This window comes from Tepidibacillus infernus (assembly GCF_048898065.1).
In the GTDB taxonomy this organism is placed as follows: domain Bacteria; phylum Bacillota; class Bacilli; order Tepidibacillales; family Tepidibacillaceae; genus Tepidibacillus_B; species Tepidibacillus_B infernus.
Genome location: NZ_JBLWFI010000002.1, coordinates 79,640 through 96,722 on the forward strand (window position 1 = coordinate 79,640; position 17,083 = coordinate 96,722).

15 protein-coding genes and 1 pseudogene are annotated in these 17,083 nt (G+C 44.8%); 15 read left to right on the forward strand and 1 reads right to left on the reverse strand.

Annotated elements, in window-relative coordinates:
- Window positions 1–5: 5 nt before the first annotated feature.
- From TEPIDINF_RS12815 to TEPIDINF_RS12885, 15 genes and pseudogenes are all read left to right on the forward strand, one after another.
- A complete protein-coding gene (locus tag TEPIDINF_RS12815) occupies window positions 6–1,910 on the forward strand; it encodes a site-specific DNA-methyltransferase (RefSeq protein WP_421692228.1) in 1,905 nt (634 codons plus the stop codon).
- Between the two features lie 15 nt (window positions 1,911–1,925).
- Window positions 1,926–4,976 (forward strand): type III restriction-modification system endonuclease, encoded by a 3,051-nt coding sequence (locus TEPIDINF_RS12820; protein ID WP_421692229.1) that lies wholly within the window; start codon window positions 1,926–1,928, stop codon window positions 4,974–4,976.
- 129 nt (window positions 4,977–5,105) lie between these two features.
- Window positions 5,106–6,257, forward strand: coding sequence for an ImmA/IrrE family metallo-endopeptidase (locus tag TEPIDINF_RS12825; RefSeq protein WP_421692230.1), 1,152 nt, complete (start codon window positions 5,106–5,108; stop codon window positions 6,255–6,257).
- Window positions 6,254–6,763: a DUF4411 family protein gene (locus TEPIDINF_RS12830; RefSeq protein WP_421692231.1), complete on the forward strand. Its 510-nt coding sequence runs from the start codon at window positions 6,254–6,256 to the stop codon at window positions 6,761–6,763. The genes TEPIDINF_RS12825 and TEPIDINF_RS12830 overlap by 4 nt, the downstream gene beginning before the upstream one ends.
- A 440-nt stretch (window positions 6,764–7,203) precedes the next feature.
- On the forward strand, window positions 7,204–7,491 hold the full coding sequence (locus TEPIDINF_RS12835) for a HigA family addiction module antitoxin (protein WP_421692232.1): 288 nt from the start codon (window positions 7,204–7,206) through the stop codon (window positions 7,489–7,491).
- Between the two features lie 352 nt (window positions 7,492–7,843).
- Window positions 7,844–8,368 (forward strand): hypothetical protein, encoded by a 525-nt coding sequence (locus TEPIDINF_RS12840; RefSeq protein ID WP_421692233.1) that lies wholly within the window; start codon window positions 7,844–7,846, stop codon window positions 8,366–8,368.
- Between the two features lie 8 nt (window positions 8,369–8,376).
- A complete protein-coding gene (locus TEPIDINF_RS12845) occupies window positions 8,377–10,347 on the forward strand; it encodes a hypothetical protein (RefSeq protein WP_421692234.1) in 1,971 nt (656 codons plus the stop codon).
- An 87-nt stretch (window positions 10,348–10,434) separates the two neighbouring features.
- Window positions 10,435–11,265 (forward strand): hypothetical protein, encoded by an 831-nt coding sequence (locus tag TEPIDINF_RS12850; RefSeq protein ID WP_421692235.1) that lies wholly within the window; start codon window positions 10,435–10,437, stop codon window positions 11,263–11,265.
- A 575-nt stretch (window positions 11,266–11,840) separates the two neighbouring features.
- Window positions 11,841–12,104 (forward strand): annotated as a pseudogene (locus TEPIDINF_RS12855) (MerR family transcriptional regulator); the annotation flags it as partial.
- Window positions 12,105–12,571: 467 nt separating this feature from the next.
- Window positions 12,572–13,051, forward strand: coding sequence for a DUF2975 domain-containing protein (locus TEPIDINF_RS12860; protein ID WP_421692236.1), 480 nt, complete (start codon window positions 12,572–12,574; stop codon window positions 13,049–13,051).
- A 10-nt stretch (window positions 13,052–13,061) separates the two neighbouring features.
- Window positions 13,062–13,283: a helix-turn-helix domain-containing protein gene (locus tag TEPIDINF_RS12865; RefSeq protein ID WP_421692237.1), complete on the forward strand. Its 222-nt coding sequence runs from the start codon at window positions 13,062–13,064 to the stop codon at window positions 13,281–13,283.
- Between the two features lie 14 nt (window positions 13,284–13,297).
- Complete coding sequence (locus TEPIDINF_RS12870; protein ID WP_421692238.1) at window positions 13,298–14,542, forward strand: DUF4153 domain-containing protein; 1,245 nt, start codon at window positions 13,298–13,300, stop codon at window positions 14,540–14,542.
- Window positions 14,543–14,966: 424 nt separating this feature from the next.
- A complete protein-coding gene (locus TEPIDINF_RS12875; RefSeq protein ID WP_421692239.1) occupies window positions 14,967–15,257 on the forward strand; it encodes a hypothetical protein in 291 nt (96 codons plus the stop codon).
- On the forward strand, window positions 15,247–15,942 hold the full coding sequence (locus tag TEPIDINF_RS12880; protein ID WP_421692240.1) for an ImmA/IrrE family metallo-endopeptidase: 696 nt from the start codon (window positions 15,247–15,249) through the stop codon (window positions 15,940–15,942). The genes TEPIDINF_RS12875 and TEPIDINF_RS12880 overlap by 11 nt, the downstream gene beginning before the upstream one ends.
- Window positions 15,943–16,019: 77 nt before the next feature.
- Complete coding sequence (locus tag TEPIDINF_RS12885; protein ID WP_421692241.1) at window positions 16,020–16,202, forward strand: hypothetical protein; 183 nt, start codon at window positions 16,020–16,022, stop codon at window positions 16,200–16,202.
- Between the two features lie 182 nt (window positions 16,203–16,384).
- On the opposite strand, the gene TEPIDINF_RS12890 is transcribed toward TEPIDINF_RS12885, so the two are convergent.
- The coding region (locus tag TEPIDINF_RS12890; protein WP_421692242.1) for an IS1634 family transposase at window positions 16,385–17,083 on the reverse strand (699 nt) is incomplete at its 5' end.

Below are 17,083 nucleotides of genomic sequence, written 5' to 3' on the forward strand. Positions count from 1 at the left end.
TACTTATGAAAAAACTGACGATGAAGTCGGTCGATTTGACTCAAGTCAATATTGACAAGATTGCAGAACTATTTCCTAATGTTATCACCGAAGCAAGAGATGAGCATGGAAAAATAATACGAGCGATTGATTTTGACCTGCTAAAGCAAGAATTGTCCGCTGTGCTGGTAGAAGGGGAGAAAGAACGGTATCAGCTTACGTGGCCTGGGAAGAAACAGGCTATCCTTAATGCGAACACGCCGATTGAGAAAACATTGCGTCCGGTTAAGGAAGACAGTGTGGATTGGGATAACACGCAAAACCTGTATATTGAAGGCGATAACCTTGAAGTGTTGAAACTGCTTCAGGAGTCCTACTTGAATAAGATTAAGTGCATCTACATTGATCCCCCGTATAATACGGGTAAGGATTTTGTTTATAAAGATGATTTTAGAGAATCTGCTGAAGAGTACCTTGAGGAGACAGGTCAAATAGATGAACAGGGTAATCGCCTTTTTCAGAACACAGAGTCGAACGGCCGTTTTCACAGTGATTGGTTGACGATGATGTATTCAAGACTAAAGTTAGCTAGGAATTTACTAAGAGAAGATGGAGTTCTTTTAATAAGTATTGACGATAACGAGGTTGAAAATATCAAAAAAATATGTAGTGAAATATTCGGACCAAATAATTTTATAAGCATATTTGTATGGAAAAAAAGGACGGGAGCTAACGATTCCAAACAATTCTTTGTCAGCAACGATCATGAATATATAGTTGCTTATGCAAAATCAGAGTACTTTATATTCAATGGAACAATTAAATCATTAGATAATTACCAAAATCCTGATAACGATCCAAGGGGGCCTTGGACTAGAGGAGATCTTACTTGCAATAAGACAGCTTCAGAGAGACCGAACTTATTTTACCCTATTACAGATCCAATCACCGGTATTACTTATGAATGTAATCCTAATAGGGTTTGGGCTTATGAAAAAGAACGAATGCAAAGATTAATTGAGGAGGGAAAAATAATTTTTCCAAAAGATAGTAATGGAACACCCACATATAAAAGACACCTATCAGATCTAAAATCAAATAAAAAACCACTTTCTACATGGATTATGCCCTCGAATTATCAAGATGCAGATAGTGATACGACCCTAAAATTTCCATTGAACTCTACTGCAACTAAAGAATTGAGAGATTTATTAGGTGGTCAGTATTTCGACTACCCCAAATCAGTTCAAATGTTATATGGGATACTGAATCAAGCTTTAGAAGATAAAAGTGCGGATATTGTTCTTGATTTTTTCTCCGGTTCCGCCACAACTGCCCATGCAGTTATGCAACTGAATGCCGAGGACGGAGGCAATCGCAAATACATCATGGTACAACTTCCAGAACCAACAGCCGAAAATTCCGAAGCCTACAAAGCCGGTTACAAAAACATCTGCGAAATCGGCAAAGAACGCATCCGCCGTGCCGCGAACAAGATTAAAGAAGAAACAGGGGCAGACATCGATTACGGCTTCCGGGTATTCCGGGTGGACTCTTCGAACATGAAGGACGTTTACTACACACCGGACAAGCTGAAGCAGGGCGAACTATTCGATCTCGCATCCAATATCAAAGAAGATCGTACCGGGGAAGATTTGCTCATCCAGGTCATGCTGGAACTCGGCCTTGAGCTTTCGTTGCCTATGGAAACGAAACAGATTGAAGGGAAGAACGTCCATTACGTTGCCGGAAACTCATTAATCGCATGTTTTGAAGACAACGTGCCGGAATCCGTTATGAAACAAATTGCGGCGGAACATCCGCTTCGGGTGGTATACCGCGACAGTTCCTTTGAAGATGATTCTGCTCGCATCAATGTAGAAGAATTGTTCAAGATGCTCTCTCCGGGCACAGAAATTCAAGTGCTGTAAGGTGGTGAGCTCAAATTGAAGATCAAATTCAAACATCAGCAGTTTCAGTTGGACGCCGTAAAAAGTATCGTGGATTGCTTTGAGGGGCAACCTAATGATTTATCCCGATTTACACTTGACCGAGGCAGAAGACAAAAGCCGGAACAGATGGTCATGGATGATCTCGCGAATGCCGAACAAGCGAATATCGGATTCAAGAACAACGCCATTCAATTGATTGATCAGGAAATCTTGAAAAACATCCAAACGGTGCAACGGAAGAACGGTCTGAAAATATCCGAGAAGCTTGAGGGCAAATATAATCTGACGATCGAAATGGAAACCGGGACAGGCAAAACCTACACGTACATCCGTACCATGTTTGAACTGTATCAAAAGTACGGATGGAGCAAGTTTATTGTCGTTGTTCCTTCTATCGCCATTCGGGAAGGTGTGCTCAAGACGTTCCAGATCACGGAAGACCACTTTATGTCCGAATACGGCACGAAGGCACGATACTTTGTGTACAACTCGAAGCAATTGCATCATATCGAGAAATTTGCCGGCGACGCCGGGATCAATGTCATGATTATCAACTCGCAGGCCTTTAATGCGAGAGGAAAAGATGCAAGGCGGATTTACATGGAACTGGATGACTTTGGCAGCCGCAAACCGATTGACGTTCTGGCGAGCACGAATCCGATCCTGATCATTGACGAGCCGCAATCGGTTGAAGGCAAGCAGACGAAAGAATCCCTGAAGGCATTCAATCCGTTGTTCACCTTGCGTTATTCGGCGACGCATCGTGAAGATTACAACAAAGTGTATCGGCTCGACGCTTTGGATGCGTACAACAAAAAGCTGGTGAAAAAAATCAGCGTGAAGGGGATTTCGGCAAAAGGAACAACCGGCACGGACAGCTATTTGTATCTGGAAGGCATCGATGTGAGCACAAAGCAGGCTCCGGTTGCCCGGTTGGAATTCGAAGTGAAGACAAAAACGGGTCTTGCCAGGAAGACGCATAAAATCAGACAAAATGATGATATATACCAATTATCCGGTGAGCTTGAGCAGTACAAGGGATACAAAGTGTCCGAAATTAACGGACAAAATAACAGCATTAGCTTTATAAACGGCGTAACTTTATACGCTGGTGACGTACAGGGGGATGTAGGAGAACTGCATTTCCGCCGTATTCAGATTCGGGAAACGATCAAGTCTCATTTCGAGAAGGAACGTGTATTGTTTCATCAAGGGATTAAAGTATTATCGCTCTTTTTCATCGATGAAGTAGCGAAATACCGGCAGTATGATAAAGATGGTTCGGAATTAAATGGCGTCTATGCAGATATGTTTGAGGAAGAATACACGGCTTTGCTCAATGAGCAATTGTCACTGTTTACCGATGATCCATACATTCAGTATTTGAATCGGATACAGGTGAAGGAAACGCATAAGGGGTATTTCTCGATTGATAAGAAAAGCAACCGATATGTCGATCCGAAGGTTTCGGCAAGAGAGACGGACTCCGATGATGCGGACGCTTATGACCTGATTATGCGGGATAAAGAACGATTGCTAAGTTTCGCGGAACCAACCCGGTTTATATTTTCCCACTCTGCTCTTAAAGAAGGTTGGGATAATCCGAATGTGTTCCAGATTTGCACCCTGAAACATAGCGATTCCACCATTAAGAAACGTCAGGAAGTAGGGCGGGGACTCCGGCTTTGTGTCAATCAGAATGGTGAACGGATGGATTCGAGTGTACCGGGGATCGACGTTCATGAGATTAATGTGCTGACCGTCATCGCCAGTGAATCATACGAGCAATTTGCGAAACAGCTGCAAAACGAAATCGCTGAAACGTTGTCCGATCGCCCACGCAAAGCAGATCGCGACTTCTTCCTGGATAAGGTGTTGAAGAATGCACGCGGCGAGCAATTGAAATTAGAAGATACCTTAGCAAGCAAGTTACTGTACACGTTCATTAAAAATGATTATGTGGATGATCAGTACACTTTGACGGATGTTTATTTTAATGCTGTAGAAAATCAGAGGCTCAAACTTCCTGAGGAATTGACGGACTTTCAGGAACCGTTGGTCGAATTGGTTAAGTCGATTTATGTAGAGGGCAAATCGCATCTGGCGGATAATGAACGGAACCGTAATATTGCTTCCGTTACGGTCAATAACAATTTTTATAAAAAGGAATTTCAAGAGCTTTGGAACCAAATGAATCGCAAATCCATGTATACCGTCAAATTTGACTCCGAAGAACTTGTGAAAAAGTGTGTGTGGGCGTTGGACAACCATTTACAAGTGCCTGCGATCCGATATGCAATCAGGCATGGCGAAATGAATCGAATTGAGTCCCAACAACAGTTAAAATCGGGGGAAGCCTTTCAGACACGTGAAACAAAAACAGAGCTTGTGGAAGTGAAACCGGATTTTCGAGTGAAATACGATTTGGTCGGAAAACTAATGGACGAAACGCGGCTGACGAGAAAGACGATCGTGGCAATTTTAACGGGGATCAAAGAAGTTACATTCCTGCAGTTTCGCAAAAACCCGGAAGAATTCATGCTTCGTGCCGCCAAGCTGATCAACGAGCAGAAAGCGACGACGATCATCGAATCCATCACGTATGATGTGATCAATGATCGGTTTGAAAAGGAAATATTCACAAATAACACGTTATCCGGACAATTGGGGCAAAACGCCATTCCGGTTGAGAAGCACATTTACGACTATGTGGTCACGGATTCCAAGATCGAGCGTGTGTTTGCCAAAGAACTTGATGTCAGCAATGAAGTCCGGGTGTACGCCAAACTGCCGCGGGGATTTTTTATCCCGACACCGATGGGCAACTACAATCCGGACTGGGCGATTGTTTTCAGGGAAGGCGAAGTCAAGCACATTTACTTCATTGCAGAAACGAAAGGCTCTATGGAATCCATGGAACTCCGGGAAGTGGAGAAGGCGAAGATTGAATGTGCCCGGAAACACTTTGCTAAACTGAATACAGGACAGCTGAAGTACGATGTTGTGAACAGTTATGAGAAGTTGTTGGAAATTGTGAAAGCTTGAATTAATCTTTGGGCATAATATTGCTGGAATTTGTTAATCGGTGATATTGGTTGAATAGCTACAGCTAAAAATTGTAATTCCAAATACCAATGAAATAGCATAAAATGAACTAAAAAGGAGGTGGCGGAAGTGGCAAGAGTTGCAGTGAACCCGGAAGTGATTCGATGGGCTTTACAACGTGCAGATATAGCTGAGACGATTGAAAAGAAGTTCCCGAAGTTGATGAGTTGGATGAACAATGAAACACAACCAACATTAAAACAGCTGGAACAGCTTGCTAAAGCCACTTCCACACCACTCGGGTTTTTCTTTTTATCTAAACCACCACAAATACAGTTGCCTATTCCACATTACAGAACAATTGACGATACTTATGCTTCTAAACCAAGTCCTGACTTGTTGGAAACGGTTCAGATGATGCAGCGACGGCAAGCATGGATGCGTGATTATTTATTGGATATGGGTCAAGAGCCGCTATCCTATGTTGGATCCTGCCAATTGACGGATAAACCCAAGGACGTGGCCCAAGATATTAGAAGGACTCTGGAAATTGAAAATGGTTGGGCAGCAGACTGTAGAAGTTGGCAGGAAGCTCTCCAAATGTTACTGACTAAAATCGAAAATATAGGTATCTTGGTTGTTAGAAATGGAATAGTAGGGAATAACACTCACAGGAAGCTGGATGTGAATGAATTCAGGGGTTTTGTACTTGTGGACGAATATGCCCCGCTAATATTCATTAACGGAGCTGATGGCAAGGCTGCTCAGATGTTTACGATTGCTCATGAATTAGCTCACATCTGGTTTGGGGCAAGTGCGGCCTTTGATCTTTCTAACCTTCAACCTTCTAATAAAGCGATTGAGCAAGCTTGTAATCAAACAGCAGCAGAATTCCTCGTGCCAGAAGATGAGTTGAGATCGGTGTGGGGGAGTATCAATAATGACCCTGATCGGTTCAACCTTTTGGCAAAACATTTCAAGGTGAGCAGTATTGTAACAGCTCGAAGAGCTTTAGACTTGATGTTAATATCTAGAGATGAGTTTTTTGATTTTTATCATGCATGGGTTGAAAGTGAGCGTAAACAAGCTCAAGATGGAGAAGGCGGGGGAAACTTCTACTCGAACCAACACTTCCGAATTGGCCGGCGTTTTGCGGAAGCTGTGTTTACAAGTGCAAAGGAAGGGCGTTTGCAATATAACGAAGCATATAGACTGACAGGCCTTAAAGGAGATACCTTTGCGGAGTATGCGAAACACCTTGGAATTGAGGTGTATTCATGACAGAATCATTAAGATTTGTTTTAGATACTAATGTTCTAGTCGAAGCACACAGGAGGTACTATGCCTTTGACATCGCACCTTGTTTTTGGCGTGTCCTGTTGGAGTTAGCAGATATAGGTCATATTGTAAGTATTGATAGAGTTAGGGATGAGCTGATGAATTCAGGCCAAGAAGATGCCTTAAATAAGTGGGCACTCTCGGAATTTGATCACTGGTTTGCCTCGACTGAAAATGAAGAAGTATTCGAAGCATATCGTCAGTTAATTGACTGGTCTATGGGAGAAAATCAATATCATGACTATGCCAAAACGGAGTTTGCAGATGTTGCGGACAGCTGGGTAGTTGCTTTTGCTAAAGCGTATAATTGTGTTGTAGTTACTCAAGAACAGTATAGCAGGGATGCTAGGAGAAGAATTTTGATCCCTAATGCCTGTAGAGCTATGGGGGTTGATTATATGAACACATTTGAAATGCTTCGTAAGTTAAATGCTAGCCTTGGAGAGTAAGGGCAATGATAATGACAATTACAATGACAAATTAACACATACACATAATTTTAGGAGAGGCGGAAACTTTGCCCCTCCTTCTTTGTTTAGTTTACCATATCAATAGATACGGTGAACCGTATCATAAGTGACGGTCAAATTTTTTTCAGCAAGTCGAGGGCACTTTTGGTGCCCTCTCTCTATGCCTATTGGTAAACGGATCTTCTACTTGGAAAAAACAATCCGACCGTATTCACCTAGTCATGTCAAGGCAGAGTCAATGGGTCCAGCTTTGAAAAGGGGATGCCCCTCAGCCCAATCCTCAGTGGAAATGAAACTGAAATTTTACCCCTCTTCGTCTAGGATGCGAATGTCTGTGCCATCTCCGTAGTGGCACAAAATTGCGTTACGCGATACACTTATTGAAAGAAACACTATACTTCTTATTGGAGGGCGGTATTATGAAATCATCCGAAAAACCAATTCATCCTGGAACCTATGTCCGCCAGACTATTATTCCTTCGGGCATGACCGTGAAAGCGGCCGCCGAGCGACTTGGTATCGGCAGGCCAGCACTGTCGAACTTTCTTAACGGGAATTCGTCCCTGTCCCCTGAAATGGCGGTAAGGTTGGAGAGGGCGTTCGGCGCCGACCGAAAGCAACTGCTCGATATGCAGCCTACGACCGGCAGGAGCGGCGCTCCGGTGAAAAGGAGGTCGCGGTACGCGCCTCCGTCCCGAGTTTCCTGACCATCAAGGCAAGGCAGATCGAGGGCTGGGCCGACAGCCAGATAGAAGCCCGCACGCAACTCCCCGTCTTTCTGCGGAAGCTGGTGCACTCGACCGGTCATGATCTTCGCAAGGTCGACTTCCCTGGGTACGACAATGCGCAACGCAAGGGTTCCGATGGCTTCGTCGAAGCTGGCGCCGCCACCCCCTGGATTCCTGAGGGGAAATCCTATTGGGAGTTCGGTACCGACCAGAAGCCGGGTCTTAAAGCGAATAACGATTACACCGCGCGGCTCACATCGGTTGATGCCGACGAACGGGCAAACTGCACTTTCGTATTCGTTACACCTCGCAACTGGCCTGGCAAAACCGCTTGGGAGAAAAAAAGAATGAGACCGGCGACTGGAAGGCCGTCAAGGCTTTCGATGCGAGCGATCTCGAGCAGTGGCTGGAGCAGTCGGTGCCGGCACAGGTCTGGCTTGCCGAACAACTCGCTCTGCCGATCGGCGGCTATGAAACGCTGGAGCGGGCGTGGCGCCGCTGGGCGGACGCCAGTGAACCCCATCTGACGCCCGAGATTTTCGCACCGTCGATTGTCGCTTACCGGGGCACGTTCAAAGCGTGGCTTGAGAAGCCGAGCGAAAGGCCTTTCGTCGTCGCTGCCGACTCGCGGGACGAGGCGCTCGCCTTTCTCGCCTGCCTGTTTGATGACGAAGAACTCCGCCAATTCAAAGACCTCGCCGCGGTCTTCACATCTCCGGCGACGATCAGCTGCTCCTTGCGTCCTCCGTGCCATTCATACCGATTGTCCATTCCGAAGACGCCGAGCGTGAACTCATCGACTCCCATCGCCGGCTTCATTGTATCGTTTTCCGCCACCGCAACGCGGTCGATGTGAAAGCCGATATGGCGCTCGACCTGCTCAGCTACGACGCCTTCAAGAAGGCGCTCGCCTCCATGGGAATCGAGGAAGGTGATGTTGACAGGCTTGCAAGGGAGTCGGGCCGTTCCCCGACGATCCTGCGCCGCCACCTCTCTCAGAACGCCGCGATCAGGACGCCGGTATGGGCCGGCGACGACGCCACGGCAAAGGCCCTCGTGCCGATGGCACTGATCGGCGCTTGGCACGCCGAGACAGAGGCAGATCGCGAGATCGTCTCCTTTGTGGCGGATCGAAAGTACGAGGCGATCGAAGAGGACGTTGCTCGTCTGCTTCGGTTCGATGACAGCCCGGTGTGGTCTGCAGGGCCTTATCGGGGTGTGGCCTCGAAGATAGACTCCTTGTTTGCGATCGCGAGGATGTTCACGCCGGCGGACCTCGACCAGTTCTTTGTCGCCGCTGAATACGTCCTTTCCGAGTCCGACCCGGCGCTCGAACTGCCGGAAAAGGACAGATGGGCCGCAGCCCTTTACGATAAGACACGCGATCACTCCGGCGCCTTGCGCGAGGGTATCTGCGAAACACTGGTCATCCTGTCGGTTCACGGCAATAACCTGTTCCAGAGCCGCCTTGGCATCGATGTCGGAGGCCGGGTCGCTGTTCTAATCCGTAAACTCCTAACGCCGCTGACGCTTGAAAAGCTACTCTCCCACGAACGCGACCTGCCGCGCTACGCGGAAGCCGCACCCGATGAATTCCTCAAGATCATCGAAGAAGACCTGCGGCGCGAGGATCCCGTCGTCTTCGGCCTTCTCAAGCCGGTCGACAGTGGTTCGTTCTTTGTATCACCGTCGCGAACGGGCCTTCTTTGGGCGTTGGAGTGCCTTGCCTGGAAACCGCAAAACCTCCCGCGCGTATCGGCGATCCTCGCCCGGCTCTTCCGGAAGAAAATCGACGATAACTGGGCGAACAAACCAGACGTCAGCCTTCAGGCTATCTTCAGGTCATGGATGCCGCAGAAGGCGGCCTCCGTGGAGCAGAGGGTCAAGGCGCTGGAGATGCTCACCAGGCGTTTCCCGGATGTCGTCTGGGAAATTTACATCGAGCAGATCAAACCTGGTTCCCAGATCGGCCACTACAGCTACAGGCCCCGCTGGCGAAGCGACGCCTCAGGAGCCGGGCAGGTTGTCACGTACAAAGAGATGTACGACTTCAACCGAAAGGCTCTGGACTTCCTGATCGCTTGGCCGTCCCACGACGAAAAGACACTTGGCGATCTCGTCGAGTCTCTCCAGGGCATGCCCGAGGAAGACCAGTCTAAGGTCTGGGACCTCATCGATGAATGGTCCCGGGAAGCTGGCGAAGCCGCCAAGGCCGCGCTACGTGAGCACATCCGGCGGTTCGCCTTCATCCGGCGCGGCCGCCGCCGTAATCTGGGGGAGGCGATGCGCGACCGTGCCCGCGAAGCGTATGACAGCCTCCGACCCGACGATCCCGTCATTCGGCACGGTTGGCTGTTCGTCGATGAGTGGGTGCAGGAATCGGCTGACGAGATCCAAGAGGAGGATTTCGACTATCAGAAGCGCGACGAGCGGATCGACAGACTGCGCCGCGAAGCGATGAACGAAATATGTACCGAGCGCGGTTTCGAGGGTGTTGAGGAATTGCTTGCCGGCAGCGGTGCCGCCGGTAGCGTTGGCCGTTATGTGGCATCGTGCGTTACTGGTATTACGCCGCAGGTCGATTTCATCCGGCGCTGCCTTTCCCTTGAAGGAGACCTTCGGAGCAAGGCCGAGTGGTGCCTGCGGGGCTTCCTTTGGGCGATCGGGGACGACTCGCGCGCCGGGGTGTTGCAGGCCACGGCCGAAGAGTTGCCTGCCGAAGAGCGCAAGCGGTTATTTGTATGCGCGCCGTTCCAGGGATCCACTTGGCGTCTTCTGAACGGTTATGGTGAGGACTTCCGTGCCGGGTACTGGAAGGACGTCTTGCCGTCCTAGGGCCGGTACACGCCCGCCGAGCTTACCGAACTGATCGACTGCCTTCTGGAGGCCCGGCGGCCCCGCGCGGCTTTCCACGCCGTCCAGATGGATTTCAAAGACCTTGAGACGTCCCGTCTCAAGCGGCTGCTCCGCGACGTCGCCACGGTGAATGCCGAACCGGCAGGCAATTTCAAGCTCAACAGCTACCACATTTCTGAGGCGCTGGATTCGCTTGATGGCCGTGTGGGCATCACCCGTGAAGAAATGGCCCAGCTTGAGTTCCTCTTCATCGACGCGCTCGATCACAGCAAACACGGAATCCCGAATCTCGAAAGCCTAATCGCACAATCGCCGGCGCGATTCGTCCAGGTGGTGGCACTTGCTTACAAGCGGAGTGACGAAGGAGAAGATCCACCGGAATGGAGGATCGAGAATCCCGAGCAGCGGGCGGCAGTTGCGTCGGCAGCCTATCGCCTTCTCGGCCAGCTCAAGAAGATTCCTGGCACGGATGAAAACGGAAGAATCGACGCAGCGGCGCTTGCCGAGTGGCTAGCCGAGGTTCGGCGTCTATGCCGCGAATACGGTCGCGCCGAGATTGGTGATCACTGCCTCGGTCAACTACTTGCCAAGGCGCCCGAGGGCGAAAACGGCATATGGCCCTGCGAAGCGGTCTGCGAGGCGATGGAAGGAATAGCGTTGCTGGGAATCGGCGAGGGATTCTCTATCGGCGTTCGTAACTCTCGCGGTGTTCACTGGCGGAGCGAAGGGGGCGAACAGGAGCGCAAGCTCGCTGCAAAGTACCGCGCTTGGGCCGAGCGTTTGCACTTTGACTATCCCTATGTCGGGGGAATCATCGAGGGCATCGCCGAGTCCTACGAACGCGAAGCAAGGTGGCATGATTCTGAAGCAAACATTACGAAGAGGCTGCGCGATTGAGGGTAGGCACCGTCATCAAGAGAAGGCCTGTGTACCACCAGTCCAAGACCGCTCTTGGCCAGGCTTGTAGATCATGAAATGGAACCCCCTGCTTTGGTAGGGGGTTCTCGTTTAAAACTTGCCGTTTTAGACAGCGCGGAGAACCGTATCAAATTAATTGATTTGCGAACTTCTCATTATCCATATTATAGTGGCTAGTGTCAAAAAGCGAATTAAAATAAATCTGATCGGGTATTCATAGATTGTCTGATAGCGCAGCTTCATTTTATATACAGCTAAAACCAAATAAGGAATCTCCTATTAGCAAATCAGCGGTGGCATTTTAGAGTTAAGGTGCTGCCTTTTTTGTGCTTTTTCACAAAAACTAAAAACAATTAAATAAACCGTTTCGGACGGACAAATTGGGACAACTTGTCAAATTGAGAGAGCAATGAGAATGTTCACGAATTCAACTTGCTTTTCCTTGAATTAAGTTGACTCAACCCTTAGGGTGGGGTTTATAATAATCAAGAGGTGGTATTAGTGGAGAATCGAATTAAAATCGGTTTGCTTCAAGAGCCGGCTCTGCGGGGGGATACCGCATATACGGTCCTGCGGAGTTAACTCGGATGCAGATAATAAAACATTTAAAATGTCTGGGACTGGATCTTAAGCACATTAAAGAAATCTTGGGAGATATGTACAACCACAAAACTTTGCGGGAAGTCTTACAGTCTTTGCAAGCCGAACTTCTTTGCGAGAAAAAAAGCCTTGAAGAAAGAATAGCGACAATTGAAAAGTTGCTGAGTGAAGACACAGTTCCCCTTGACGAGGATAGTTTCACATCGCCTTCCTTTTAGATGATTATCGATATACTGGGACCTGAGCAAATCGAAAAATATGCCAAGACCTGCCCGCAAATCTTTGAACAGCAACGGAAAGTATATGGTATCTTGGATGATTTCCAGTGAGGTGAGGATTACCAGGAAACTTTTCGCTCCTTAGCAGAGTTTTTTATGGCACATCCCCTTGAATATCAAATCGCCTTAGATTATGGGGCGCGTCTTGCTAGGCTGGCTCAACTATCAGAAGATGATCCTGAGGTTAAAGCTCTGGCTCGAGAATCTGCCGAATTTATAAAAAGTATTCTCTGTTGACGATGGTAACTTTTAAAGAAAAATATGAAAAAGCACTTCTTCGGAGGTGCTTTTTCTTTGACCGAATATTTATAGAAAATAAAAAAACAATTAGATTCGATAATAATTTATTGATAAACGATAAAATATTTGATAAAATCAAATCAATAATCAATAAGTGAGGTGCTTTTATGAAACGAGAAACACTCTTTTTAAAGATAGCTGTCATCCTTATGGGGCTTCCTGTTCTCGCTTTATGTATTTATTTGTTGCCTGGCATAGCTGAATTTTTTGCAGAATTGAATCCAAAGTTAAATTTTTTGCAATATCCCTTTTTAATCGGCTTGTATGTAACAGCGATAGTATTTTTTGTAGCTTTGTACCAGGCTTTAAAACTATTGAGTTATATTGACAGGAACCAGGCGTTTTCGGACTTATCCGTAATGGCTTTAAAAAATATCAAATACTGTGCCCTTACCATCGGTAGCTTATATGCGGCATTCATGCCGCTATTATATCTCATGGCAGAGGCAGACGACGCTCCGGGGATTATACTAATCGGCTTGATCATTATTTTTGGCTGCCTGGTGATTGCAGTCTTTGCTGCTGTTCTTCAAAAGCTGTTAAAAAAGGCCATATATATAAAATCAGAAAACGATTTGACGATCTGAGGTGAGATACATGGCGATTATAATTAATATTGATGTGATGCTTGCCAAAAGGAAAATGAGCGTCACAGAACTTTCGGAGAGGGTGGGCATTACGATGGCTAATCTTTCCATATTGAAAAACGGAAAGGCAAGAGCAATTCGGTTTTCAACACTGGAGGGGATTTGTAAGGCTCTGGAATGTCAGCCCGGAGATATTTTGGAATATAAAAGTGACGAAGACAGTCGGGGATAAAGGGAGGTACAACCATGGACATTGGCAATCCAATTATTGAAAATATTGCTAACCCCCATGAGCTGGAGAGACTGTTTAGAAAAGATCCTGAAACTTTTAAAAAGTCATTCTCATATGCCTGGGAACAAAACCCTGATTCGCAGGTTCTTGCCGTTTGGCATGAAAGATTGTATTTCAAGAAGATGGCAAATGCAGAAAAAGCTTCCTTGCTTCAGAAAGATTTTGTATTCTTGAGCATTTTGGCAGTTCTGGCCGGGATAACCACCAGGGTAATTTTGCACTTTGCGGAGCAGCAGGCAATAGCCCCTGTTAACCTTATTTTTGGTATATTTCCTTTTGTTACCATATATTTTATATACAGTAATCCTCCCAAAAAAAATATTCTTTACACCCTTGCATCGTTATTCCTAATCGCCGGATTTTATCTTAATATGCTGCCCCTGGCGCATAAAGACAGTATTATCCTGGCTTATCTGCACCTTCCCGTTTTCCTATGGGTATTATTAGGGCTTGCATTTACAGGAAATGAATATCCAAAAGGAAGCACAAGATTAGACTATCTTAAATTTAATGGAGAATTTTGCATCCTCTACGCCAGCATGGCAATCAGCGGAATGCTGCTGACAGCATTAACCATGCAGTTATTTAGATTTGTCGGCATGGATATAGAGGAATTCTATTTTAAAAATGTCGTTGTATTTGGTGCTGCGGCTCTCGCTGTTGTAGCTGCATACTTGGTATCAAGGAACCTTAAACTTGCTAAAAATATTGCGCCATATATAGCCAAAATTTTTAGTCCTCTTGTACTGGCTACATTGCTGGTCTATCTAATAACGGCTATTTTGGTCGGAAAAAATCCATTCTTGGACCGGAATTTCCTCCTAGCCTTCAACGGAATACTCCTTAGTGTATTGGCCGTCACCATATTCTCCATTACCGAAAGCGGCACAGACGAGAAAAAGAACTTTTCCGATTATATAAATTTTGCCCTGATTGTTCTTGCTCTTATCATTGACAGTGTGGCTTTATCAGCCATAGTGTTCAGGCTTTCTTCTTACGGGATTACGCCCAACAGACTTGCCGTTTTAGGCGTAAACATACTTATCTGGGTCAATCTAATTTGGATTATGCTCTCCTATATGCGTTTTCTGCGAAACAAAACCGGACTTTCAACGATTCAGGATGCCGTTACTAAGTATTTGCCGGTCTACGGACTTTGGGCAGCATTTGTTACATTTACTTTTCCTTTAATTTTTTAGGTTCGTTAGAAAGAATCCAATGGGAGTTTGCTGCCATTAGATCGTTCAGGAAGCAATAAATAAAGGATTAGCAATGAAATGATTGAAATAATGCAGGATGCCGAATACCGAATACATTGGAATTAACTGCGGTAACATATTCCAGTGTTTTCTTTTGCTTGCTTTTCACAGTCCGAAGCATGTAGAGTGCGTGGTACGATTATGTTGGAAAAATTGCTTGTAATCCTAGTATTTAATCTGTTTTGCGAGTTTTATGCTTTTAGTAAAGATGAGCAAAATTTTGAGAATAAAAAACAGCTAAAGGACAGCCTAAAAGTGAAAATCGGGCTGAAAAGTCAATTAAAATTTATTTGAGCAATGAAAAATGACTATGATACCCAAAAAAATATTGTAGTCATTTTTTATTTCTCAAAATGCGATTTGGATGTCTAAAATTGATATTAACAAGCTTTCAGAGATTTGTTTACAATATAGGAAAGAAAATAATTTAACACAATTAGAGATGGCTAAATTAGAACAAATAGAAAAAATTCTAGAAGTCACAGGAAAGGAATTTGCAGATATCATAGAAACAGGAACAAAAAAGGATGTTTTTGTTGCTTTAAAGGGTGAGGCTAAATCAGATGAAGAGATCAAGGTTTTTGAAGGTCTAATTGAAATGATATTATGCTTAGAAAAACACAAAAACATAAGGGAAAATAATTATGAAAGGTAATAATAGTATGATCCTAAACCCTAAAGAAGCATTAGAAATTGTTGAATTAGTAAAGACAGAAAGAAGAAGATTGGATTTGGGTATGGGGTCAATCGGAGAAAAAATTTTCTCTGTATTTAGAGATAATAATATACAGCTTCTATATTTTGCTTTAGAGCCTAAACATCCAAATAGTTTAGCTGCGTTTTATTTAGAAAAACATTGTTCAGTTACAGGCATCCGTTCATATTATATTGCAATTAATTCTATGGTTCCATTAGATTTACAGATATTCAACTCATGCCATGAATATTATCATCATATAGATGAAATAGATGAAAATTTGCATTTGCGTAGATTTGGTGATTCAGATGATTTACTGATAAATGCAAAAGCCAATAGATTTGCTGCTGAATTTTTGCTACCAACAGAAACACTATCAACGTATGTAAAAAAGCATGAGATTGATTCTATTAACAAGCACGTAAAAAAAGAACTGCTATCAATTGATGAAAGGGATAGCCAAAGCAGCTATTATAAAATTGGCAGCACATTGAATTCTCATGTATTTCATAAATTAAACAGCATTACAGATAAAATAGGGGTGGAACCTGAAGCATTAAATGTAATACTTCAGAATTATGATGAGGGTATTACAACAATTGATTCTACTGTTAAAGACCTGAATATTTTTAATAAGAAGTAAGAAGACTTTGGATATGAAATCGAGATTTTAGATGATGATATTGATGAGATCCTAGATTTGTTTGGAGATGATGAATAATGGCAAGAGTAATCATCCCAAACGAAAGCTTCATTAGTCTTTTACAAGATATTACTCAAACAGTTGTTATTGATGCTAATTTAATTATTTCACCTGATAGATCTAGCATTGCTACTAAGAATTCAGCCAGTCTTAAATTAGAATTTGATAAGTACAAGTCCGCAATAATAAAATATCATTAAAATAAAAACTAAGAGCTTCAGCAATTAACTGGAGTTATTTTTTGACAAATTATTTCTATTTAACGTGTGTTTGGTATGATATATCCTGACTTTTGCAGCTAAATCAAAGGAAAAACAGCCTTGAACCAGCATGAATGTTGGTTTCTTGGCTGTTTTTGTATGTCCAAGAGTTGTAGTGAAAATTACCCTTTTTTGACCTCTCCCAAAATTTTTTTTATTTCTCTAAGTGACATGTATTTCTTTCCGAATTCGATGTCTAATTCCTTACCGATGTCGGTCAGTATTTCGTCGTAATAATCAAACAGGTAATAATTATCTTGAATATGACTGCAGGAGGCCTTTCTCAAACTTTCCAGCATCGCTGTAATCGAATATTTTCCTTTCAGGCGGTGTTCCAGTACCCTTGCAATCACAAGTGCAACAAAACAAGTTAGGAAATGGGCTTCAATATGCTCTTGAGTAGACAGGTAGACAGGCCTGCTTTCTAAATCGCTTTTGGTAACCTTGAAGGATTCTTCAATTTTCCAGAGTCCTCGATAGATGTCTACAATGCGTTCATCAGTTTCTTGATATTCACTGGTGATGATTGCATAGTAGCCGTCCAATTCCTCTTCCTGCCTCAACTTTTCTTCGTCAAAATGCAATGACTGCTTAGCATCTACTAGAATCTCTCCTGTTTTTGCATCAAAGGTCAAATTCTTCACATACTTGGCAGCGCCACCTGAAGTAGCTCGGTTATATTGCGAAGGATTTTGAATGAGGCTTTTGGCCTTTTCCACTGCTGAAGCACGCTCTGCCCTTGCTTTCGCTGCATATTTTTCACTATAAAAAATGACTTGCTTCTCATCCACCGTTTTCTTTATCTTCTTCCCTCTAACTGA

Coding starts and splice junctions, on each gene's coding strand:
- TEPIDINF_RS12885 (WP_421692241.1), top strand. CDS start 16,020: ATGGCAAGAGTAATCATCCCAAACGAAAGCTTCATTAGTCTTTTACAA.
- TEPIDINF_RS12875 (WP_421692239.1), top strand. CDS start 14,967: ATGTCTAAAATTGATATTAACAAGCTTTCAGAGATTTGTTTACAATAT.
- TEPIDINF_RS12830 (WP_421692231.1), top strand. CDS start 6,254: ATGACAGAATCATTAAGATTTGTTTTAGATACTAATGTTCTAGTCGAA.
- TEPIDINF_RS12880 (WP_421692240.1), top strand. CDS start 15,247: ATGAAAGGTAATAATAGTATGATCCTAAACCCTAAAGAAGCATTAGAA.
- TEPIDINF_RS12835 (WP_421692232.1), top strand. CDS start 7,204: ATGAAATCATCCGAAAAACCAATTCATCCTGGAACCTATGTCCGCCAG.
- TEPIDINF_RS12865 (WP_421692237.1), top strand. CDS start 13,062: ATGGCGATTATAATTAATATTGATGTGATGCTTGCCAAAAGGAAAATG.
- TEPIDINF_RS12860 (WP_421692236.1), top strand. CDS start 12,572: ATGAAACGAGAAACACTCTTTTTAAAGATAGCTGTCATCCTTATGGGG.
- TEPIDINF_RS12845 (WP_421692234.1), top strand. CDS start 8,377: ATGGCGCTCGACCTGCTCAGCTACGACGCCTTCAAGAAGGCGCTCGCC.
- TEPIDINF_RS12870 (WP_421692238.1), top strand. CDS start 13,298: ATGGACATTGGCAATCCAATTATTGAAAATATTGCTAACCCCCATGAG.
- TEPIDINF_RS12850 (WP_421692235.1), top strand. CDS start 10,435: ATGGATTTCAAAGACCTTGAGACGTCCCGTCTCAAGCGGCTGCTCCGC.
- TEPIDINF_RS12815 (WP_421692228.1), top strand. CDS start 6: ATGAAAAAACTGACGATGAAGTCGGTCGATTTGACTCAAGTCAATATT.